Consider the following 21,504-nt stretch of genomic DNA (forward strand, 5'->3'; position numbering starts at 1 on the left):
CACCGCCGGAACATCATTACAGGTCGAGAACCCCCCAACACACACGTGTTGGGGGTTCTCCCACGTTAACCACCCAACACCAAAAACCACCCGGTGGATCCGCGTAGAGTGGACGTCCATGGATAACCTTTTCAGCCACGCGGATGATGCCCTACCTGTCTCCGTTGAGACCCCAGTGAGCGTGGAAGCCGTCATCTGCACGGTCACGGTGCCGGGGCCGGTGGCCCAGACGTTCGCCGGCTTCACGGATCACACGCACCTGTGGTGGCCACTCGATTCACATGGTGTGTTCGGGGCAGGATCCTACGTCGAGTTTGAAGAGAACCTCATCGTTGAAACAGCTGACGACGGCAGGAGCGCTGTCTGGGGCTCCATAGATGACTGGCAGCCGCCGCTTTCCTTCCATGCGTCCTGGCATCCGGGGACTACTGCTATTTGGTCCACAGAGCTGCGCGTCGCGTTCAGGGCGGCGGAATCCGGGACTGAGCTGCGCCTGGTCCACAATGGCTGGGAAGGTGCGGAGGATCCTGCGGCTACGTGCTCGTCCTATGCTGCTGGCTGGCCGAAGGTGCTGGACCGCTTCGTGAGGTTTATGGGCGGGGAGTCACAGGCCTGACGGTCACCTCAGAACAGAGCGAGCCCAGCACAGATCTGCGATGCAGGTTCAGGCCGGTGGTACAGCCGTGCTGTTCCGGATCAGGAACTCTGTGGGGTACTCCAGGTCAGTGGCCGCCGTCGACGGTGGTACGCCCGTGGCGTGCTGCTTTGCGCCGGCGTCAAGCGTTTCCAGCAGCATACGGGCCGCCAGGGCGCCCTGGCCGCGCGCATCCTGGTTGATGGTGGTCAGCCCAAAGACCTCACCGAGTTCATGCCCGTCCATGCCGATCACGGAGAGGTCCTCCGGTACACGCAGGCCGAAGTCGCGGGCGGCGAGGATGGCGCCGATGGCCATCTCATCGGACGCCGCAAAAATTGCAGTGGGCCGCCCGGCCGCGGAAGCCAGGAGCTTGCGGGCACTCGCGTAGGCGCCCTGGATGGTGAAGTCCGCGGATACTACCCACTCGGGCCGGACAGCATGCCCCGCGGCTTGCATTGCTGTCTCGAAGCCGTCCCGTCGTATCCCTGGCAGTTTGAAGTCCTGGTTCAGTTCGGCATTGCCGGTGATGTGTGCGATTCGGATGTGGCCCAGCCCGAGGAGGTGCTCGGTGGCGGTCCGGGCAAGGCGGGCGTCGTCAATCCTGATGGTGGAGGCGCCGGCCAGGGCGCCGCCGATGCCTACAATTGGACGGCGGCATGCCAGCAGCTGCTTGATTTCGGAGTCGCTGAGGACGAGCGCTACGGTGATGACTGCGTCCAGCCGCTTCCGGAGCAGGAAGTCGCTCAGGACGCTGCGTCGGCGTTCCGGCCGGTCACCCATGTTGTACAGGGTGAGGTCATAGCCGGCGTCGAGCAAAGTGCCGGACACGCCTTCCAGCACCGACGAAAAGTACCAGCGGTGGATGGACGGGACCACCAGCCCAACGTTGTGGTTACGGCCTGAGGCCAGGCTGGACGCGTGGTACGACGGGACGAAGCCCAGTTCGTCCGCCGCTGCCTTTGCCAGCTGCCGGCTCTTGGCGGACACGTTGGCTTTGCCGCTCAGTGCCCGAGACACTGTAGCGATTGACAGCCCGGCGCGGTCGGCAACATCCTTGATGCCCGCAAGTCCCACTATGCTGCGTCGCCTCCGCCAATCCGCAGCCATGCGGTCTCGCCGGAAGCCAGGAAGCGCGCTGCACCCGGTTCGGAGCCAGAGTCAGCGCTGCGGACGAGGACGCTGCCGGCCGGCATTTCCAAGCGTTCGTGGTTGAGGTTCATGAGCACCAGCGTATCGCCGTTGAGGTATGCCAGGGACGAACCACTGCACCAGTCCTCGGCCCATGCCAGTGATCCGCTGCCCAAACCCAGCTCACGGCGCAGGGCCAGCATGTTCCTGTACAGGGAAAGGTGCGACGCCGGCGATGCGGCTTGCGCGTCCCGTGCCAGTTCCGCGAAGCTCGCCGGCAAGGGAAGCCAAGGATCCTCGCCGGAGCCAAAGCCCAGGTGCCGTTCTGCAGTTCGCCACGGGAGGGGAACCCGGCAGCCGTCGCGGCCCAGCCGGGCGCCTCCGGTGCGGGCAAACGTGGGATCCTGCCGCAGGTGCTCCGGAATATCGATGCCGTCCGGGAGCCCGAGCTCCTCACCCTGATAGAGGTAAGCGGCGCCGGGCAGTCCCAGCATAAACAATGAGGCGGCCGCTGCTCGACGGCGGCCCAGGGCTGTATCCGGCTGAGGATCCGCCGGACCAATACCGTCACCATCACGCGGACCGGATCCGTTGTAGCCAAAGCGACTGGAATGGCGGACCACATCGTGGTTGGACAGCACCCATGTACTGGGGGCTCCCACGGCGTCCAGGGCGGTCAGTGAGTCCGTGATAACACTGCGCAGCCGGTAAACATCCAGTCCGGCGTGCAGGTAAGGAAAGTTGAAGGCCTGGTGCATTTCATCGGACCGGACCCATTCGGCGAGGCGCGGGAGCGGATCCACGTTGGCTTCCGCGCACAGAATGCGGTCCGGTCCGTAGCCGTCCAGGATGAGGCGCCAGGCCCGGAAGATGTCATGGAGGGCCGGCTGGCCGAACATCGGAGCCTCATGGCCGGGGAATCCGTCCGAGCTTCCGCCGTCGGCCCGGCCGCCCCAGGCGGGCAGCCCCGGGGCTTTGACCAAGGCGTGGGCGACGTCCACCCGGAATCCGGAGACGCCGCGGTCCAGCCAGAAACGGAGCACCCGCTCAAATTCGGCGTGCACGGCCGGATTGTCCCAGTTGAAGTCAGGCTGGGAAGAATCGAACAGGTGCAGGTACCACTGGTCCGGCCGGCCGTCAGGACCGGTGACCCGGGTCCAGGCGGGGCCGCCGAAGTGGGACTGCCAGTTATTGGGCGGTTCGTGGCCTTCGGGCCCCGCTCCGTCCCGGAAGATGAACATGTCTCGTTCCGGGGTCCCTGCGCTGGAGGCGAGGGCTGCCTGGAAAGCCACGTGCTGCTCCGAGCAGTGGTTGGGAACCAGATCCACGATGACCCGAAGACCCAGGCGGTTGGCCTCGGCAATCATGACGTCAAAGTCGCCCAGGGTGCCGAAAATCGGATCCACGTCGCAGTAATCGCTGACGTCATAGCCGGCGTCGCGCTGCGGGGATTTGTAGAAGGGGGACAGCCAGACGGCGTCCGCATGCAGCTCGGCCAGCTGCGGAAGTTCCGCAGTAATCCCGGCAAGATCGCCGATTCCATCGCCGTTGAGGTCGCGGAAGGACCGCGGGTACACCTGGTAGATGACGGCGGAGCGCCACCACCCGGGGGCATTGTCGGCATCGTGGATGAGGGACAGACGGCCCATCAGCGGGGCGGTGGCGGTAAACGCTGTATCTACAGACATGGAGGACAGCCTAGACCCTAACCGGCACGAAATCGCAAACGTTTCCACGGGAGAATTTATATGTCTACTGATAGGTAAGTTGCTGACCACCCCATCAAGCTGGAAACGCTTACAGCCGATGGCAAAGCGATGAGTCGGTGCGGGCCACCGCCCTAGACTGGGGACAACGACGACGACGACGGGAGGCTGCGTGGGCAGCTTGGTTGAAGAGCTGGTGGGCGCCCTCGGCGCAGGGCAGGTCAGCATCGAGACGGCAGTGCTGGCGAGGTATGCCGTGGACCAGGCGCCCGTCCTGGATTTCCAGCTCCCCGAAGCGGTGGTCTTTGCCGGGTCAGTCACGGACGTGCAGGCCGTAGTCAGGCTCTGCGCCGCACACAACGTCGCCGTTGTGGCCCGCGGAGCCGGGACGGGCGTTTCCGGCGGCGCGCACGCGAGCAGGAACTGCGTAGTCCTGTCCCTGGAACGAATGAACCGCATCCTTGACCTCAACCCGGACGACGAGACCGCCGTCGTCGAACCCGGCGTGGTCAACGCCGCCCTCAATGAGGCCGCCGCGGAGCATGGCTTGATGTACGCGCCGGATCCGGCGAGCTTCCGTATCTCCACGATCGGCGGCAACGTCGCGACGAATGCCGGCGGACTGCGCTGCGCCAAATACGGCGTCACCCGGGACTCGGTGCTGGCGCTGGACGTGGTGCTGGCCGACGGGTCCCTCATCCGCACCGGCCACCAGACGTTCAAAGGCGTTGCGGGCTACGACCTGACGGGGCTGTTCGTCGGTTCCGAGGGCACTCTGGGGATCGTGGTGGGGGCGACCGTCCGGCTCAAGTACCTGCCACGTGACGTGCACACCATCGCCGCGTTCTACCCGGACTTCCGGCAGGCCGCTGCGGGCGTCCTGGCGGTGGGCCGGGCCCGCGTGCAGCCGGCCATCATGGAACTGCTCGACGGCGGCACGCTGGCCCAGCTGGATGACCTCCACGGCTCCGACCTGAGCTCCCGCGGCCGTTCGCTGCTCCTGATCCAGACTGACGGGTTCGGTGCAGCGGCGGAGGCCGACGTCGTGCGTTCCGTCCTCGCGGCCGGCGGCGCAACGGTGAGCACGGAATCCACGGCGGAAGCCGAGCAGCTCGTGGAGCTGCGCCGGAACAGCCGGGGTGTGGAGGTGGATGACGAATACCGCGTCGGCGAGGACGTGGCCGTGCCGCGCTCGCGCCTGGTGGATTACGTGGCGGCGTTGGAAGACCTCGCGACAACGCACGGCGTGAGCCTCAAGGTGGTGGCGCACGCGGGCGATGGCAACCTGCACCCCACGTTCTGGATCGACCGCCAGGACAGCGCCGTGGACGCTGACGCCATGGGCCGGCTGAACCTTGCCCTGGACGCCTCCATCGAGGCTGCGCTGGAAATGGGCGGCACCATCACCGGCGAGCACGGGATCGGGCAGTACAAACTGCGCTGGCTGGGCCTGGAGCAGTCGGAACCCGTCAGGGAGCTCCAGCGCAGGATCAAGGAACTCTTTGACCCGGCAGGGATCTTGAACCCGGGCAAGGCCATCTAAAGGCCGCCCGCACACAAACTGGGTAGCAGTAACTGTCGTTTCGACCGCTCATAACGACAGTTACTGCTACCTAGTTGGGGCTGTGTTAACACAACCGTGCTGCCACGGCGGCCGGCCCATGGTCCGCGTCAGTCGTCGACGTCCGGGTAATCTTCGATGGATTCGTCGGCACCATAACGGGATTCCTCGGTTTCGACTTCGAGGATCTTCAGCATCGCCGTGTCCGGGTTGAGCATGATGGCGGCCTCGTCCCTGCGGTGGCGCAGGACGGACTCTATATAGGACTGCACAGCCTCGGCGAGAGGAATGTGGCGGGCCTGCTTCTCGGACATGTACCAGCGGTGTTCCAGCACCTCGTGGACTGCCTCCGCCGGCTCGAGCTTGCGGGACAGGTCGCGGGGGATCGAGCGCACGATCGGCTCGAAGACCTGGCTGACCCAGAGGTGCGCGCTGTATTCCTCGTCCATCCCCGGGTTGTTGTCCGCCCGGAAGGAGTCCATGTCATTGAGCAGGCGCCGGGCCTGGTTTTCCTGGGCGTCCAGTCCGGTCAGGCGCAGCAGCCGGCGCTGGTGATGTCCGGCGTCGACGACCTTGGGCTGGAGCTGGATGGTGGAACCGTTCTGGGTGGTCTTGATGGCGTATTCCTCGACGTCGAAGCCCAACTCGTTGAGTTTCCGGATCCGGGCGGCCACGCGCCAGCGTTCGCCGATCTCGAAGGATTCCTTCTCGGTCAGTTCCGTCCAGAGTCGCCGGTAGCTCTCCATGATGAGTTCGCTGGTGGCCACCGGGTCCACCTTCTCTTCGATCAGGCCGCCATCCAGTAGATCCATCAGCTCACCGGCGATGTTGACCCGGGCAATCTCGAGATCGTACTCGCGCTGGCCGGTGGAGAGATCTGGATACAGCTCTCCGGTTTCGGCATCAACCAAGTAGGCCGCGAAGGCGCCCGCATCGCGGCGGAAGAGGGTGTTGGAGAGCGAAACGTCCCCCCAATAAAAGCCGATGAGGTGCAGCCGGACCATGAGCAAAGCCTGGGCATCGATGAGCCTTGTCAGGGTGTCTTTGCGCAGCATCTGCGAGAACAGGGCCCGGTACGGCATGGAGAACTTCAGGTGGCGGGTAACCAGCACGGGGTTCAGTGGCCGCCCATCCAGGGTGGTCCGGCCCGTGATGACTGCCACCGGTACAACACACGGGACATCCAGGCGGGCCAGCTTCCGGAGCATATGGTACTCGTGGCGGGCCACATGCTCCGATGTTTCCTTGATGGCGATGACGGAGCCGCCCAGGTGGGCGAAACGCACGATGTGCCGCGAAATGCCGCGTGGCAGCGCTGCCAGGTTCTCAGCCGGCCAGTCCTCCAGGGCGATGTGCCACGGCAGGTCCAGGAGCTCCGGGTCAGCCGCGGCGGCCGTGATGTTCAGGTTACTGGAGACGCTGGAACTCTTGGCGTCGTTGGCGCTGGCAGCTTCAAACCGAGGGAGTTTGCCGATCTGGCCGTAGTCGGTGGGTTCGTCGTGCCATTGGGCGCTGCTTTCCTCGGTCATGTGCCAATTCTTTCGTACGTAGGGGCGGGGTGCCTAAACAAAGTCAGGAAAGCCACGCTTAAACCACGACGGCGGCCCGTCCGGTAAGGAGGGGCCGCCGTCGGTTGGTGCAGAGCGGGGCCGATCAGGTGGTGACAGCAGGTGCAACCACCGGATTCAGGCTCCGCAACCGGGACTAGCCGCCGAGGCGCAGGCCGGTCTTGGTGTCGAACAGGTGTACGTGGCCCGACTGCGGACGGACGTACATGGTATCGCCCTTCAGCGGGGGGCGGCGGCCGTCGACGCGTGCCACGATGTCGTGGTCCTTGCCGTCCAGCGTCGTGTGGCCGTAGACGTAGGCGTCGGCACCGAGTTCCTCGACGACATCAACCTCAACCTGGAGACCTTCGCCGGCAGCTACCTGCTCGAGGTCCTCGGGGCGGGAACCCAGGGTGACGGTGGCACCATGCGCCTCTTCCAGGATGTTGCGCGGCACGGGGTAAACCGTTCCGCCGAACTGGACGCCGCCGTCGACCACGGGAAGTTCGAGCAGGTTCATGGCGGGGGAGCCGATGAAGCCGGCAACAAAGACGTTCTTGGGCTTGTCGTAGAGGTTGCGCGGGGTGTCAACCTGCATCAGCAGGCCGTCCTTCAGCACAGCCACGCGGTCACCCATGGTCATTGCCTCGACCTGGTCGTGGGTGACGTAGACGGTGGTGACCCCGAGGCGGCGGGTCAGGGATGCGATCTGTGTACGCGTCTGGACGCGGAGCTTGGCGTCGAGGTTGGACAGCGGCTCGTCCATGAGGAATACCTGCGGGTTACGCACAATGGCGCGGCCCATGGCAACGCGCTGGCGCTGGCCACCGGAGAGTGCCTTCGGCTTGCGGTCCAGGTAGGGCTCGAGGTCCAGAAGCTTGGCGGCTTCACGGACGCGTTCGGCGCGCTCTTCCTTGGAAACGCCGGCGATCTTCAGCGCGAAGCCCATGTTGTCTGCAACCGTCATGTGCGGGTACAGCGCGTAGTTCTGGAATACCATCGCGATGTCGCGGTCCTTCGGCGGAACATCGGTGACATCGCGGTCGCCGATAAGAATCCGGCCGGCGTTGACGTCCTCAAGGCCTGCGAGCATGCGCAGGGAGGTGGACTTACCGCAGCCGGAGGGTCCTACGAGGACCAGAAATTCGCCATCGGCGATTTCGATGTTGAGCTTGTCAACAGCGGGCTTCTCTGTGCCCGGGTACAGACGCGTAGCGTTATCAAAAGTAACTGTAGCCACAGTTATCAATCCCTTCACCGGCAGGTACGTGCCGGACGATCCGTTGTGAATGGTTCATGTAATTCAGTTATTCACGGCACTGCAGCCGTGTACTCCCCGGCCGAAGCCGAGGAGTATCACGTGACGCCGCACGGTTCCTGTGCGCCACATCACAACCAAGAGTATGTCAGACGATTGGCGTATTGGTGCAAATGTTACGGAGGTCACATGTGAGGTTGGACCTGTCCCCGATGTTCAGTCACTGCCGGGCTCTTCGTCGGCCACCACCAGGCTCCGTTCCTGCAGGAGTGCTTCGAGCAGTTCCGCGACGTGGGCCGGCGCTTCCACCCGGAACTCGGCCTGGGTGAAGTCCAGGCCCACCTTGACGCCCACATCGCCGGATTCCAGGCGTGCCAGGGCGTCTTCGTCCGTGACGTCGTCACCGGCGAACAGGACAGCGGTGGCCCCGGTGATCTGGCGCAGGAACGTCAGGCCCTCACCCTTGGAGGCGTTGACGACCGATGTTTCCAGGACGCGTTTGCCGTTCTTCAGGAAGACGCCCTTGCGGTCCTTGAGAACGGAACGGGCAGCAGCCACCGCGTCCTCGGCGACATCGTCAGTCGCCAGCCGGGTGTGCAGTACTACGCCTGCGGGCTTGTCTTCGAGCAGCGTGCCCGGCGCCTGCTCAACGATCTCTTCGAGGACGCTGCGGACTTCGGCCAGCAACAGGCGCTGGGCTTCGTCCAGTGTCAGCTCCGCGGAACCGGGGCCCAACCACGCCTCGGCGCCATGGCTCCCGATCAGCAGCGTGTCCACCGGGGGCGAGGCGACCGCGCGCAAGCTGGCGAGGGCCCTGCCGGAGAGGAGCGCCGTCGTCGTGCGTGGAAGGGCGGCGAGCCCGGCAAAAGCGGCGGCCGAGCGCGGAAGCGGGCGGGCGTCGTCGGCGCGGTCAACCAGCGGGGAAATGGTGCCGTCGAAGTCCAAAGCCACCAGCAAGTGTTCCGTCCGAGCGATCCGCCGGGCGGCCTGCCGCAGTTCGGGGGACAAGGCGAGCGGGCCTTTGGCGGGGCGGGCGTCAGGAGTCATCTCGCACAACTTTCTCGTTCAGGGCGGCCAGGAAGTCAGCTGACCAATGGTCGACGTCGTGCTCCAGGATCTGCTTGCGCATGGAGCGCATACGGCGCGCGGCGTCTTTGGGAGGCAAATCGACGGCCCGCATGATGGTGTCCTTGAGGCCGTCGATATCGTGCGGGTTCATCAGCAGCGCCTGCTTAAGCTGGTCAGCGGCGCCGGCGAACTCACTGAGAACCAGGGCGCCGTCGTTGTCCTTTCGGGCAGTGACGTATTCCTTGGCCACGAGGTTCATGCCGTCCCGCAATGCCGTCACGAGCATGACGTCGGCAGCGAGGTACAGCGCCACCATCTCCTCCACGGGGTAGCTATGGTGCAGGTAGCGGACGGCCGTGTTCTGGAAGGTGTCATAGGTGCCGTTGATGTGGCCGACGGTACCCTCGATTTCCTCGCGCAGAAGGCGGTACTGCTCAACCCGTTCACGGCTGGGGCTGGCTACCTGGATCAACGTTGCGTCGCCGACCGTCAGCTTGCCTTCGTTCAGGAGTTCCTCAAAGGCCTTGAGCCGGTGCCGGATGCCCTTGGTGTAATCGAGCCGGTCTACGCCCAGGAGGATGGTCTTTGGGTTGCCGAGGTCCTGGCGGATCTGGCGTGCACGCTCGATGATTTCGGGTTTGTGGGCCAGTTCGCTGATCTGGGCTACGTCGATGGAGATGGGGAAGGCCTGGGCCCTGGCGATGTGCGTGATTTCGCCGTCCTTACCCTTCACGTGCACCTGCTGCTGCTTGACGCTGGCGCCCAGGAACCGGCGGGCGGAGCGCATGAAGTTGCCGGCGTCACTGGGGCGCTGGAAGCCCACCAGGTCCGCGCCCATCAGGCCGTCGATGATGGCACGCCGCCACGGCAGCTGCGCGAAAATCTCCGGCGGGGGGAAGGGGATGTGGTTGAAGAACCCGATCCGCAGGTCCGGCCGCGCCTGGCGCAGCAGCCGCGGCACCAGCTGCAGCTGGTAGTCCTGGACCCACACCGTGGCGCCCTGGCCTGCATGGCGCACGACGGCGTCGGCGAACCTTTGGTTGACCTTGCGGTAGGCGTCCCACCAGGTCCGGTGGAACTCCGGCGGGGCGATGACGTCGTGGTAGAGGGGCCACAAGGTGGCGTTGGAGAAACCCTCATAGTAGAGCTCAACGTCGTCGTTGCTCAGCTGGACGGGGACCAGATCCATGCCGCCGTGGCTGAAGGGCTCGACGGTTTCGTCCGGGGCGCCGTGCCAGCCCACCCACGCGCCGTCGGTCTTGGTCATCATGGGCGCGAGGGCGGTCACCAGGCCGCCGGGGGATCGGCGCCAGCCGGAGCCGTCGTCGCCGCTCTCGCCTGGCGCGCAGCGGTCAACCGGCAGCCTGTTGGAGACAACCATAAAATCGTATGTGGCGACTGTGCTGTGGCTGCTCGCGGCGGCGCCGGTTGCAGGTACAGCTGTTGGTTTTTCTTGGACGGGTGTTTGCATTGCGGCCCCCTGGGGTTGCTTGTGCCTTTAAGCCACCTTAATAGGATGGAATCTTCGGGGCTATTCGTCCGCTGCTTATTCGGGCTGAATACTTGAAAGCGCAAGCTCTCAGGTTTGTCCCCTAAAATGGTGGAGTCGCCACAGAGTGGTCCCCCTATGTCGATCGACCCAAGGAACACATGAGCCCCGCAAATGAAGTACGCAAGTCCAAGGCTGAACGAACCTCGGAGGCGCGCGAGAAGGCACGCCTGATCCGTGAGGCACAGCTGAAAAAGGACAAGCGCAACAAACTGCTGATCGGCTGGGGCATTGTGGTGGCCGTGGTGGCCATCCTTGTGGTGGTGGGTCTGGTGGTGACCACAACGATGCGGCAGAATGCCCCCATCGCCGACCAAGGGCCGACGCCGGCGAATGCCAACATCCACGGCGGGGTGACCCTGCTCGCCCAGACTGACGTCGTGAAGCTGGACCCGGCCACCGTTGATGCGGCTTCAGTGGGAGAGCCGCCCAAGGCTGCCCCGGCAGAAGTTGTTGCGCCCGGTGCCGAGGCTGAAGCGGGCAAGCCCGTCAAGGTGGTTCTCTACGTTGATTTCATCTGCCCGGTCTGCAAAAACTTTGAGGCACAGTACAACCAGCAGCTGACGTCGCTTCGCAACGAAGGCAAAATCTCCGTGGAATACCGGGTCCTTGGCTTCCTGGACAACTACTCCTCGACCAACTACTCATCGCGTGCGGCCAACGCGGCCGCCTGCGTTGTGAACGAATCCCCGGAAAAGTACGCCGAATTCATTGACTCGCTGTTCGCCAATCAGCCTGCCGAAGGCAGCGCGGGCCTCTCTGACGACAAACTCAAGACCATGGCTACGGACATCGGCGCTAAGCCCCTTGACAGCTGTGTGGATGGGAAGACCTACCGTCCGTTCGTGAAATTCGCTTCCAAGGAGGCCGCCGCAATCGGTGTCACCGGTACGCCCACGGTGTTCGTTGACGGCAAGCAGTGGGGCAAGGGTGCCAGCGCGCAGACCCCGTTCCCGGACTTCCTGCAGGCAGCGATCACCGCGAAGGGCTAGGTCCTTCCACCCAGGGGCCTGCTTCCGGATCGATTCCGGAGGCAGGTACTTTCTTTTACTTTGTTCTTCCCTGGCCAGCGTTTTTACGAGTGGGCGGACTTGGGCTAACCTTATCTAGCGCCGTTGCGGCGCACGCCTTGTACGGGGCGCGCCTCCTTAGCTCAGTTGGCCAGAGCACCGCTCTTGTAAAGCGGGGGTCGTCGGTTCGAATCCGACAGGAGGCTCCGATTGTGGCTTTGACCTGCTCGGACTGATGCTGAACCGTTCCAAGGGAGTGACCATCAGAGGCGCCGAAGCGCTGGAAGCTGTGGCCGTTTAGGCATCACGACTTGCTGGCCCGCGGACTCAACTGGGCCAGCAAGGGGACGGGAATGGGCCTCGAATACAAGCCCGCGAGCGGCTGGGTTGCCAGTGTGCCACCTGGACTGGGCTGCCTCGTCGAATCTTCGGACACAAGATGGGCCGGCCTGCCGGATCCAAGAGAGCGGCGAGTTCCTTTCAAAGATAGTCGAAAAATCCCCTCTGGTTTCGGCGTCCAACCCTTCGGATCAGTAAAGTGCCGGTAGGCGCCACCTGACCGGCGGATTAGCACCCGCCGTGCCGATTGCGGGGGACCGATCGCGATGCTCAAAACCTTGAAATCCATCGCGGCAGTGGTTGGGCTGGGTGTGGAACGGGGTTCAAAGCCTCCACCACGGGGACGGTGATCGCCGGTGCCACGATTTTTCCCATGAAAACGGCAGCCTCCGGCGCCTTCGTCACGTCGATCACCATCCCGTCCGCAGCCACGGAATCGTTGACCATCACGGCCAAGACCTCGTCTGTCGAGGCCTCGTCAGTGTTCCCAGTGACCGCACCGGACGCTACGCTCCCTCCGGTCAGCACCGCCGCACTTCGGTTCGGGGTGGCCACGGCCGGCGGCCCACTGGCCAGCGGCGAACTGGATGAAGTCGCGCAACTGGCCGGCGAAAGCCCGTCAACCATTCTCTTTTACAAGGACTTCCTCCAGACGCCTCCCATCACCGAAATGGGCTCCGTCCGGGCACGAGGCGCCGTTCCGCTCATTACCTGGGAACCCTGGGCCTGGAGCGGTAGAACAGAACAGCCGGCATATTCAACGGCAATCAGGCCGGTGACTACGTAAGTGCCTGGCGTCATGTTCACGACGTTGTCGCTGCCACCGGCGCCGGCAACGTGTCCTGGGTCTGGAGCCCGAATGTTCCGCACTACGGTTCCACCGATCTCGCCGGCCTCTTTCCCGGTGTCGGATACGTGGATGTTGTAGCCCTCGACGGGTATAACTGGGGCACCTCCGCTTCATGGAGCGGCTGGATATCGCCGCAGGATCTCTTCGCTCCGGGCATAGCCTAGGTGCGTGCTCTGGCACCCGGAGTTCCCATCCTGATCAGCGAGACGGCATCCAGCGAGGCAGGCGGCAACAAGGCTGCCTGGAACGCCGGGCTTGTGTCCTATCTTGCCGACCAGCCCGATATGGTGGGCTTCGTTTGGTTCCATCTCCAGAAGGAAACCGACTGGCGCATCAACAGCAGCGCCACCTCAGCCTCCGCATTCAAGTCCGCACTTGAGGCGCGCCGGACTCCCTGACTCACTGCTCAATCTCCCGGTGATCAGGGACTCGACTTGCTGTCCCGGCGGACCGCACTCCGGTAGCCGCGGCAGAATCAAAAGCGACGCTTCTTAGATTTCGGCCCCCGGATACCGTCAAGGTTGCACCAATACGGTTCCGGCCGCGCCTTGGACAAATCCTGCAGAGGGCGAAGCAATGAAATCTGTCTGGTCGGCCACACTATTGCCCAAGAAGCGGCATAATGACCTAAACTGCTTCACTGAGGCGCCTGAAATGGTGCCGTGCAGCGACGAAAGTGAACATGCCATGGCTACCGATTACGACGCTCCACGCAAGACCGACGACGAGGCTTCTGCCGAGTCGCTGGAAGCGCTGCAGGCCTCCCGCAGCGGCAATGCCCAGACCGCAGTTATCGATGTCGAGGAGACCGACACCGCCGAAGGCATCGACCTCCCCGGAGCCGATCTCTCCGGCGAAGAACTGACCGTCATTGTTGTTCCCGAACAGTCCGATGAATTCACCTGCGCATCATGTTTCCTGGTCCGCCACCGATCACAGGTTGCGCGCGAAAAGAACGGCATGAAGTACTGCATCGAGTGCGAAGGCTGAAGTCCCGGCGCCAGCACTCCGGTGGGGCGCGCCGGCGTCGTTATTATCCATAACGGCAAGGTGCAGAAACGGCGTTAATAGTGTTTCGTTAGCCCCGCAATGTGTCGCAGAATTACGCTCGCGTGACCGGAATCAAGCTCGACTAACGGTTCCGCGCCGAAGCGGCAACAACCCTGTTGGGTAGCCCCGGAGACTCCTACGCTTGAGCTACCTAATCACTCGAAGGGTGGCCCACAATGAAAAAGATTCATACGTGGCTGACAGTCATTTTGATGGCTGTTGGATTGGGTTTCCTGGCTCCGGGGCCCGCCTCGGCAACCACGTCCTATTGCGGACTTGCATGGGGATCGCTGGCCGAATCAAATCCGGCGATGAGCACCGCATCAGTAACCAACGTTCGGACGGGGCAGCACTACTGCTTCGACCGGATGGTGGTTGATCTCAACGGCCCTGTGGCCGGCTACACTGCCCGTTACGTTCCCGGAGTGGTCCAGGACGGTTCAGGTTTCAGTATCCCGCTGCAGGGGAGCGCGTTCCTCCAGATCACTGTGAACGCACCGTCCTACGACAGCAACTACAACGTCACGTACAGCCCGGCAGCCAAGGCCGAACTGTCGAACGTTTCGGGCTACCAGACCTTCCGTCAGGTAGCGTACGCAGGCAGCTTTGAAGGCTACACCAGCATTGGCCTCGGCGTCCGTGCACGGCTCCCGTTCCGGGTGTTCACCCTGGACGGCCCCGGATCCGGATCGCGCATGGTGGTGGATGTAGCGCACTTCTGGTGACCGGCGGTTCGCTGCTGAACCGCAGTTGAGACAAGATCAGGAAAACCAAAGAACGGCGCCCTGCTCCGGAGACTTTCCGGGCAGGGCGCCGTGCTGTTGTTGGGGCAACTACTCGGGCACTACTAGCGCAGGGGTGTCCCGGCGGATGGTTTCGCCGCGGAAGAACCCCGGGGCGAGGCGGGCCATGATCACCATCAGCACCGCCCCGAGCGCCAGGATCCCGATGCCCAGGACAAACACCAGCCCGACGCCGAAGACCTCGGAGCCGCTGCCGAACTCCGGCGCCCAGCTGTCCACGGCTGTCTGCAGGAAAACCACAAACAATCCGACACCGCCCAGCGCCGGGCACAGGAGCCGCAGCACGAAGTTGCGGACGCTGCTGAACACGCTGTTCCGGAAGTACCAGGTGCACGCGATGGCGGTCAGTCCGTAGTAGAAGCAGATCATCAGGCCGAGGGCCAGGATGGTGTCGTTCAGGACGTTTTCGCTGATCACGTGCATCACTGCGTAGAACCCGGCGGACAGGATGCCCGCCGCCACTGTTGCGAAGCCCGGCGTCGAGAAACGCTTGCTGATGTGGCTGAACGGCGCGGGCAGCGCACCGTAGTGTGCCATGGCCAGCAGGCTGCGCGAGGGCGACGTGAACGTCGACTGCAGCGAGGCTGCGGAGCTGGACAACACCGCGAGGGACATCAGGATGGCGAACGGTCCCATGATGGGGGAGGCCAGCGCCGTGAAGAGGTTCTCGTGGTTCTCGGTGTTGTTCAGCCCCACACCCGTATCTCCGACGCCGGCGAACATCATGGTGGCGATGCTCACCAGCAGGTAGATCCCCAGGACAGCGACGGCGGTGAGCGTGCCGGCGAGGCCGGCGGTCTTCTTGCCGTTGGCGGTTTCCTCGTTCACCGTCAGGCACACGTCCCAGCCCCAGTAGACAAAGATGGACAGTGAGATGCCGGCCGCGATCTGGCCGAAGGTCTCGATCCTGGTGACGTCGAACCATTCCCAGCTGAAGGGGATGGCCGTTTCCGATGTGGACCAGTTGGCGAATGCCATGGCCACGAACAGGCCAAGGACCAGTAGTTGGAATCCGACGAGTCCGTACTGGACGATCTTGGTGGTGTGCAGGCCGCGGTAGCTCACCCACACGGCGAGGGCCACAAAGACGAAGCACGTCAGGACGTTCAACGGCTTATTGGCCGCGAGGTCCGCGAGTTCAGGCGCACCCGTCAGCTGTGACAGGAAGAGGTAGAAGAAGTCCACGGCCACGCCCGCCAGGTTGGACAGGACGATGATGTTGGCGGCGAGCAGTCCCCACCCGCCCATCCAGCCCACCCACGGGCCGAAGGCCTTGGTGACCCAGGTGAACGTGGTGCCGCTGTCCGGGGAGTCGGCGTTGAGTTCCCGGTAGGCGAGTGACACCAGGATCATGGGGATGAACCCGATCAGGAAAATGACGGGCAGCTGGAGCCCGGCTTCGTTGATCGTGGGGCCCAGGGCGCTGGTCAGCGTGTAGGCCGGCGCGATGGTGGAAATTCCAAGAACGACGACGGCGAGGAGGCCCAGCTGCCCGCCCTTCAATCCCTTTGCGGTGATGCCGTGCGTCGAGCCGGCCGTGTCGGTCCCCGATGGCTGGCCTGCGGGGGTGCTCTTGCGGATGGTTTGGGTCATTGTCCGGCGCTTTCTACGAGGCAGCAGGCTGCTGTTGGGTGATGCAGTGGATACCGCCGCCGCGGGCGAAGAGCTCACGGGCGTCAATGCCGACCACACGCCGGCCGGGGTAGGCCTCTGCCAGTATCTGCAGCGCCTTGTCATCGTTGGGGTCCGCGAAGGTACAGGCGATGACCCCGCCGTTCACCACGACGTGGTTGATGTAGCCGTAGTCGACAAAACCTTCGTCATCCCAGAGCACCTCCGGTGCGGGGACTTCGATGATGGTCCACTCCCGGCCGGCCGCGTCCTTCGTGGTGCGGAGGTGCTCGATGATGTCGCGGCTCACCTGGAAGTCCGGGTGGCGGGGGTCCTGCTGGGAATGCACCAGCAGTGTGCCGGGGGAGGGGATGGCGGCCACGATGTCCACATGACCGCGCGTGCCGAACTGTTCCGAGTCCCTGGCCAGTCCGCGGGGGAGCCAGACCACGTGGGTGGCGCCGATGGTCCGGGCGAGCTCGGCTTCGACGTCGGTGCGGCTGAGTCCCGGGTTGCGGCCCGGATCCAGCTGAACGGTTTCGGTCACCAGCACGGTTCCCTGACCGTCCACCTGGATGCCGCCGCCTTCGTTGACCAGCGCGGACACAAGATGCCTGGCGCCGGAGCGGCCGGAAACTTCACCGGCGATCAGCGCGTCCTTGTCCCAGCGCGCCCAGTCCTGGGCACCCCAGCCATTAAAGACCCAGTCGACGGCGCCGAGGCTCCCGCCCTGGTCCAGCACGAAGGTGGGCCCGATGTCCCGCATCCACGCATCGTTGAGCGGGGCGGCAAGTACCTCGACGTTCGGGTGCAGATAGCGGGCGGCGATGCCGACGTCGTCGGGGTCCACCACCACGGTGACCGGCTCAAATTCGACGGCGGCGTTGGCCACCGCTGCCCACGTGGACCGGGCAGCGTGGGCGTCTTCCTCCGTCTCGCCCAGCGTGTAGCCGCCGGCGGGAAAAGCCATCCACAGACGCTCCTGCAGAGCGGTTTCGGCGGGCATGCGCCAGGTGCTCATGCGGTTACCTTCTGACCGTTGATTGAGCCTGAGTGCCCGGTGATTGAGTTTGGGGCCACGACCGCAGGGTTCCCTGACCGAGCTGGCGAGATTAGGGGGCGGGTGGGGAGCGAAATCCCGCCGGGCGGCTGGGCGTGGCGTACGGGTTCGGTGAGCCGGCCGTAGGTATCGGGGCGGCGGGTAGCCAGAAACGGGAAGAGCGTGAGCCAGTCCTGGCGCTGGTCCAGGTCGAGGGCTGCCACCAGCACTGCGGAGGCGTCACGCGGGGCCTGGGCCAGGATCCTGCCGTAGGGGTCGGAGATGAAGGAGGAGCCGTAGAAGTTCAGTGTTCCTTCATCACCCCAGCGGTTCGGCGCCACCATAAACAGTCCGTTGGCGATGCCGTTGCCCACGATTACCTGCTGCCACAGCGGCTGCGTATCGAAATCCGGGTGGTGAGGTTCTGAGCCGATGGCGGTGGGGTAGACCAGGATTTCGGCGCCACCGAGGGAGTAGAGCCGGGCCACCTCCGGGAACCATTCGTCCCAGCAGGTGGGCATGCCGAGCCGGGCACCGCGCAGCTCTGCCGGCGCGTGGACCTCGTAGGCGTCAGCGGCCGCTGGCCCTTGGCGGAAGAACTTGTCTTCGTAGTAGCCGGCGGTCACCGGAATGTGCAGCTTGTGCGTGCGGGCGAGCAACTCACCGTCGGACGACACAAGGATGGCGGTATTCAGTCCCAGGCCGTCGTCGCTGCCGTCCGGGTTCTCCGCCAGCTGGTACAGCGAGGCGTGGACGGCCACCCCGTGACGACGGGCGGATTCGGCGGCAAACCGGAAGGTGGGCCCGGTGAGCAGGTCCTCCGCGGTGTCCGACGGCCTGGGTCGGACCGCGCCAGGCTGTACAGCTCCGTGCCGGCGAGTGTCGTTTTCGGGACGGGTGACCGCGGGGTAGCGGGAGAGCGTGAGTTCGGGCAGGAACACCACGGTGGCACCCAGCCGGGCGGCCCGGCCGACTCCTTCATCAAGTTCGGCCTGCAGGACGGCAGTGTCTGCATGCCAGCGGTGCTGTACGACGCCAACCCGAAGGGCAGGGCGGTGGGACGGCGTTGTCCGGGCCAGGGAGGTGGGTGAGTCGAGGCAGGAAATTTCAATCATGTGCTTACTTCCAGTGAGACGACCGTCACTAAATGAATGACGTTCATTTAGTATGGACGGCGAACGGCTTTCGCGCAATAGGTTAAATGAATCCCATTCTTTTATGACGCTCCGGCCAGATTAGTAAGCTCACTGAGAAATTTGCTTCCGGCCGGGCGCGATCGATCCCCCGGCTGATAGCGTCGGGACTACTGGACCAATCGAGGAGGATTCATGAAAGCTTCACCGACCCTGACCAATAATCTGCAGGCCGTGCTAGCGGACCTGATTGAGCTGCACATTCAGGGCAAGCAGGCCCACTGGAACATTGTGGGAACCAACTTCCGGGACCTTCACCTGCAGCTGGACGAAATTGTGGATGCCGCCCGGCAGTTCGCGGACGATATGGCTGAGCGGATGCGCGCCCTCCATGCCCTGCCTGATGGCCGCAGTGCCACGGTGGCGAAATCCACCAGTCTGGCCCAGTTCCCCGAAGGCCTCATTAACACCAAGGATGCCATCGAGCGGATCGTCGCTGCGCTTGAGGCAGCCGTGGGCACCATGCGCAAGGTCCATGACGAAGTGGACGAAGAGGATCCCACCACCGCGGACCTGCTCCACGAATTCATCGCCAAGCTGGAACAGTACGCGTGGATGGTGAACGCAGAGACCATGAAGGCCTCCGCCAGCGTCACCTCCCCTGACGCGAAGTAGCCACCGGCGGTCCTAGTCCGCCGTCGGAACTTTCCGGAGTACGACGGCGGCAAGGACTGCCGCGCTCGCCATCAGTACCAGCGCAATTGCCGCAGTGGTGTGGGCGCCGGAGTCAAATGCCAGGCGCGCTGCGCCGTGGAGCGCTTCGGCCAGCGGGGCAGGCAGGGTGCCGGCCAGTTCCACGGCGCCCGCCAAAGTTTCGGCGGCCTGGTGCACGGCAGAGCCTGACGCCGTTTCCTCCACCCCGGCCGGCAGCAGGAGATTGCGCTGGTAGGAAGCGGTCAGGATGGAGCCCAGTACCGCCGTCCCCAGCAGGGATCCCACCTCATAGCCCGTCTCCGAGATGGCGGCCGCCGCTCCTGACTTCTCCGCCGGGACGGAGCCCAGGATGAGGTCATTGGAAATGGTTTCCGCTGTGCCCACCCCCAGGGCGAGGATCAGCAGCGCGGCCAGCAGGAGGGCCGGGCCGGAGCCGTGATCGCCAAAGACCACGATTCCGTAGCCGGTGGCACTTAAGGCCAGGCCACCCGCCACCACAAAGCCCGGACGCACTTTCCGGACCAGCGGCACCACTGCCAGCCCGGCCAGCACTGTGGCCACCAGGGCCGGGATCATGGCTATTCCGGCGGCCGACGGTGTCATCCCTTCCAGGAGCTGCAGGTGCTGGGCGAGGAAGAGAATGAAGCCGTTGAAGGAGAACAGGGCCAGCACGTTTGCTGTGATGGCGGTTCTGAAGACCCGGTTGCCGAACAAGGACATGTCCAGCAGGGGGCTGGCCAGCCGCCGCTGGCGGCGGACAAAGACGACGCCCATGGCCAGGCCAAAGGCAACTAGTCCCAACGGGGCGGCCCCGAAGCCTTCGGTCGCCAGTTCCTTGATGCCATATACGACGGGCACCATAACCAGCAGGGACAGGGCGATGCTGGGCACGTCCACCCGTCCGGGGTGCGGATCTTTTGATTCCGGGATGCACGCAGGACCAAACACCAACAGTGGCAGCATGATGGGCACGGCGACCAGCAGGATGGCGCCCCACCAGAACTGCTCCACCAGCCACCCGCCGAAGATGGGACCCAGGGCGGCGCCGCCGGAGAAGCCGGCAGCCCAGATGGCGACGGCCAGCCGACGCCGGTTTGGGTCCGGAAAAATGTTGCGGATCAGCGACAGGGTTGAGGGCATCAGCATGGCGCCGAAAAACCCCATCGATGCCCGTCCCGCAATCAGCCACTCCGCGCTGGGGGCAAAGGCTGTTGCTGCCGAGACCGCGGCGAATCCAATGCTGCCGGTCAGCAGCAGCCGGCGGCGGCCGATCCGGTCACCCAGGCTGCCCATGGCAACCAGGAGGCCGGCAAGCACCAGGGGATACGCGTCCACAATCCACAACAGCTGGACTCCTGTTGTGTCCAGGCTGCTGGCAATGGCCGGAAGCGCGAACGTCAAAGCAGTGTTGTCCACCGCAACCAGGAGCACCGGGAACATCAGCAGGGTCAGCGCGCGCCAGTCGCGCCAGGGCACCTTGGCGGGCCCGGACGGCCGGAGATCGACCGCCGTCGGGGATGTGCTGGGGGTGTTCTGGTTGGGCTGGGTAGACAGCGTCATGTCAATAACTATACCGTCCGGACGGTATAGTTAAGAAGCGGGGCCCGGACCGTGCATGATTGAAGACATGGCCAGAAATCCCGTCGCACGCGATGCAGTCCTTGACGCTTTTGAAGAACTCCTGATCGATGTGGGGGAGCGGGCTGCCACATTGGACGCGGTTGCCAAACGGGCCGGCGTGTCCAAAGGCGGACTGTTGTACCACTTCCCCAACAAGGAAGCGCTGATCGCTGCCGTACTGGAACGGATGGATCGCCTGGCCGTCGAGGACCTCACGCTGATGGCCGCAGCCGCCGAAGGTGCGGCAGCATACTTCATCCGTTCCTCGCTCTGGTCCGACTCCCCGATGGACCGCTCCTTCGTGGCCGTCACGCGCCTCGCCGAAGTAGCCCATGAAGAGGCGCGGCGGCGTTTTGCCGCGATCCAGCAGCAGTGGTTGGACCTGATCGCGGCCGACGTCGGCCCGGCCATGGCGAAAGCCGTGCTCTACATGGGGGACGGGCTGTATTTCAACGCCATGTGGGAAAGCGGGACTGGCGGGGACGGCCGGGGCAGGCGTGGAGACATTGAGGAGCTTCTTGCCGCCGTGGAGCGGCTGCGGGGCTGAACCGATGACCTCATTTGCCCGGCAGCCCGGGGCGTAGGAGAATTGGACCTCGTGGCGACCAGCTGTGGCCGGCATAAATTCGAGTATGAGATCTGAATATGCCTTGGATCTGCGGCGGGAGAATTCCGTTAGTCGGGACAACCGGCGCCGTAGGAGCAAATCCTTCCCAGGAACCGCTCATGCCCCACGTACCGCCGCGGCCAGGCAACTCTGGAAAGCGGCAGGCCATTAGTAATGGAGTTCCCTGTGAGTGTTAATTCGGCCTCGGCCACGTTCGTTGATCGGCATATCGGTGCGCGCCGCCAGGCCGATGTTGACACCATGCTCAAGGCCG

The 21,504-nt window shown here is 64.3% G+C and carries 20 protein-coding genes, 1 tRNA gene and 1 riboswitch; of the genes, 11 read left to right on the forward strand and 10 right to left on the reverse strand.

Annotated features, from left to right (window positions below; all coding sequences use genetic code 11):
* The first annotated feature begins 118 nt into the window (after window positions 1-118).
* Window positions 119-616, forward strand: coding sequence for an SRPBCC domain-containing protein (locus tag QK290_RS17095; RefSeq protein WP_282331838.1), 498 nt, complete (start codon window positions 119-121; stop codon window positions 614-616).
* Between the two features lie 48 nt (window positions 617-664).
* Here QK290_RS17095 and QK290_RS17100 read toward each other — a convergent pair whose 3' ends face one another.
* Together QK290_RS17100 and QK290_RS17105 are read right to left on the reverse strand one after the other, a co-directional pair.
* Complete coding sequence (locus tag QK290_RS17100) at window positions 665-1,711, reverse strand: LacI family DNA-binding transcriptional regulator (protein ID WP_282331839.1); 1,047 nt, start codon at window positions 1,709-1,711, stop codon at window positions 665-667.
* Window positions 1,711-3,453 carry a glycoside hydrolase family 13 protein gene (locus QK290_RS17105; protein WP_282331840.1) on the reverse strand — a complete coding sequence of 581 codons (1,743 nt, stop codon included), beginning with the start codon at window positions 3,451-3,453 and terminating at the stop codon, window positions 1,711-1,713. The genes QK290_RS17100 and QK290_RS17105 overlap by 1 nt, the downstream gene beginning before the upstream one ends.
* 190 nt (window positions 3,454-3,643) lie before the next feature.
* On the opposite strand from QK290_RS17105, the gene QK290_RS17110 reads away from it, so the two are divergent.
* Window positions 3,644-5,014, forward strand: coding sequence for an FAD-linked oxidase C-terminal domain-containing protein (locus QK290_RS17110; RefSeq protein WP_282331841.1), 1,371 nt, complete (start codon window positions 3,644-3,646; stop codon window positions 5,012-5,014).
* Between the two features lie 128 nt (window positions 5,015-5,142).
* Here QK290_RS17110 and QK290_RS17115 read toward each other — a convergent pair whose 3' ends face one another.
* From QK290_RS17115 to QK290_RS17130, 4 genes are all read right to left on the reverse strand, one after another.
* Window positions 5,143-6,561, reverse strand: coding sequence for a DUF4032 domain-containing protein (locus QK290_RS17115; RefSeq protein ID WP_282331842.1), 1,419 nt, complete (start codon window positions 6,559-6,561; stop codon window positions 5,143-5,145).
* Window positions 6,562-6,736: 175 nt separating this feature from the next.
* Window positions 6,737-7,819: a sn-glycerol-3-phosphate ABC transporter ATP-binding protein UgpC gene (gene ugpC / locus QK290_RS17120; RefSeq protein ID WP_282331843.1), complete on the reverse strand. Its 1,083-nt coding sequence runs from the start codon at window positions 7,817-7,819 to the stop codon at window positions 6,737-6,739.
* 234 nt (window positions 7,820-8,053) lie between these two features.
* Window positions 8,054-8,884 (reverse strand): trehalose-phosphatase, encoded by an 831-nt coding sequence (gene otsB, locus QK290_RS17125; RefSeq protein WP_282331844.1) that lies wholly within the window; start codon window positions 8,882-8,884, stop codon window positions 8,054-8,056.
* Complete coding sequence (locus QK290_RS17130; protein ID WP_282331845.1) at window positions 8,874-10,376, reverse strand: trehalose-6-phosphate synthase; 1,503 nt, start codon at window positions 10,374-10,376, stop codon at window positions 8,874-8,876. Before QK290_RS17130 ends, otsB begins: the two co-directional genes overlap by 11 nt.
* 179 nt (window positions 10,377-10,555) lie before the next feature.
* Here QK290_RS17130 and QK290_RS17135 point away from each other — a divergent pair, with 179 nt between their 5' ends.
* From QK290_RS17135 to QK290_RS17155, 7 genes are all read left to right on the forward strand, one after another.
* The gene (locus QK290_RS17135) at window positions 10,556-11,446 is read left to right on the forward strand and encodes a thioredoxin domain-containing protein (protein WP_282331846.1); all 891 of its coding nucleotides are present in this window, start codon (window positions 10,556-10,558) and stop codon (window positions 11,444-11,446) included.
* A gap of 150 nt (window positions 11,447-11,596) precedes the next feature.
* Window positions 11,597-11,670: transfer RNA gene (locus QK290_RS17140), tRNA-Thr, on the forward strand.
* A gap of 506 nt (window positions 11,671-12,176) precedes the next feature.
* Window positions 12,177-12,590 carry a hypothetical protein gene (locus tag QK290_RS18695; RefSeq protein WP_348994481.1) on the forward strand — a complete coding sequence of 138 codons (414 nt, stop codon included), beginning with the start codon at window positions 12,177-12,179 and terminating at the stop codon, window positions 12,588-12,590.
* Window positions 12,591-12,640: 50 nt separating this feature from the next.
* Window positions 12,641-12,817, forward strand: coding sequence for a hypothetical protein (locus tag QK290_RS18700; RefSeq protein ID WP_348994482.1), 177 nt, complete (start codon window positions 12,641-12,643; stop codon window positions 12,815-12,817).
* A complete protein-coding gene (locus QK290_RS18705) occupies window positions 12,818-13,051 on the forward strand; it encodes a hypothetical protein (protein WP_348994483.1) in 234 nt (77 codons plus the stop codon).
* Window positions 13,052-13,340: 289 nt separating this feature from the next.
* Window positions 13,341-13,643, forward strand: a complete 303-nt coding sequence (locus QK290_RS17150; RefSeq protein ID WP_282331847.1) for a DUF4193 domain-containing protein — start codon at window positions 13,341-13,343, stop codon at window positions 13,641-13,643.
* A 236-nt stretch (window positions 13,644-13,879) separates the two neighbouring features.
* Window positions 13,880-14,428, forward strand: coding sequence for a hypothetical protein (locus tag QK290_RS17155; protein ID WP_282331848.1), 549 nt, complete (start codon window positions 13,880-13,882; stop codon window positions 14,426-14,428).
* Between the two features lie 108 nt (window positions 14,429-14,536).
* Here the strand turns inward: QK290_RS17155 and QK290_RS17160 are convergent, their stop codons facing one another.
* From QK290_RS17160 to QK290_RS17170, 3 genes are read right to left on the reverse strand one after another with little or no spacing between them, the layout of a single operon-like run.
* Window positions 14,537-16,099 carry an APC family permease gene (locus QK290_RS17160; RefSeq protein ID WP_282331849.1) on the reverse strand — a complete coding sequence of 521 codons (1,563 nt, stop codon included), beginning with the start codon at window positions 16,097-16,099 and terminating at the stop codon, window positions 14,537-14,539.
* Between the two features lie 13 nt (window positions 16,100-16,112).
* A complete protein-coding gene (locus QK290_RS17165) occupies window positions 16,113-17,138 on the reverse strand; it encodes an agmatine deiminase family protein (RefSeq protein WP_282331850.1) in 1,026 nt (341 codons plus the stop codon).
* The gene (locus QK290_RS17170; RefSeq protein ID WP_282331851.1) at window positions 17,135-18,271 is read right to left on the reverse strand and encodes a nitrilase-related carbon-nitrogen hydrolase; all 1,137 of its coding nucleotides are present in this window, start codon (window positions 18,269-18,271) and stop codon (window positions 17,135-17,137) included. Before QK290_RS17170 ends, QK290_RS17165 begins: the two co-directional genes overlap by 4 nt.
* A gap of 213 nt (window positions 18,272-18,484) precedes the next feature.
* On the opposite strand from QK290_RS17170, the gene QK290_RS17175 reads away from it, so the two are divergent.
* Window positions 18,485-18,964 (forward strand): DNA starvation/stationary phase protection protein, encoded by a 480-nt coding sequence (locus QK290_RS17175; RefSeq protein WP_185262613.1) that lies wholly within the window; start codon window positions 18,485-18,487, stop codon window positions 18,962-18,964.
* Window positions 18,965-18,976: 12 nt separating this feature from the next.
* Here the strand turns inward: QK290_RS17175 and QK290_RS17180 are convergent, their stop codons facing one another.
* A complete protein-coding gene (locus QK290_RS17180) occupies window positions 18,977-20,563 on the reverse strand; it encodes an MFS transporter (protein ID WP_282331852.1) in 1,587 nt (528 codons plus the stop codon).
* A 67-nt stretch (window positions 20,564-20,630) separates the two neighbouring features.
* On the opposite strand from QK290_RS17180, the gene QK290_RS17185 reads away from it, so the two are divergent.
* Window positions 20,631-21,170, forward strand: coding sequence for a TetR/AcrR family transcriptional regulator (locus QK290_RS17185; RefSeq protein WP_282331853.1), 540 nt, complete (start codon window positions 20,631-20,633; stop codon window positions 21,168-21,170).
* A 105-nt stretch (window positions 21,171-21,275) separates the two neighbouring features.
* A riboswitch (glycine riboswitch) is annotated at window positions 21,276-21,374 on the forward strand.
* Window positions 21,375-21,504: the final 130 nt, after the last annotated feature.

The sequence above is a fragment of the Pseudarthrobacter sp. AL07 genome (genome assembly GCF_029960665.1).
In the GTDB taxonomy this organism is placed as follows: Bacteria; Actinomycetota; Actinomycetes; order Actinomycetales; family Micrococcaceae; genus Arthrobacter.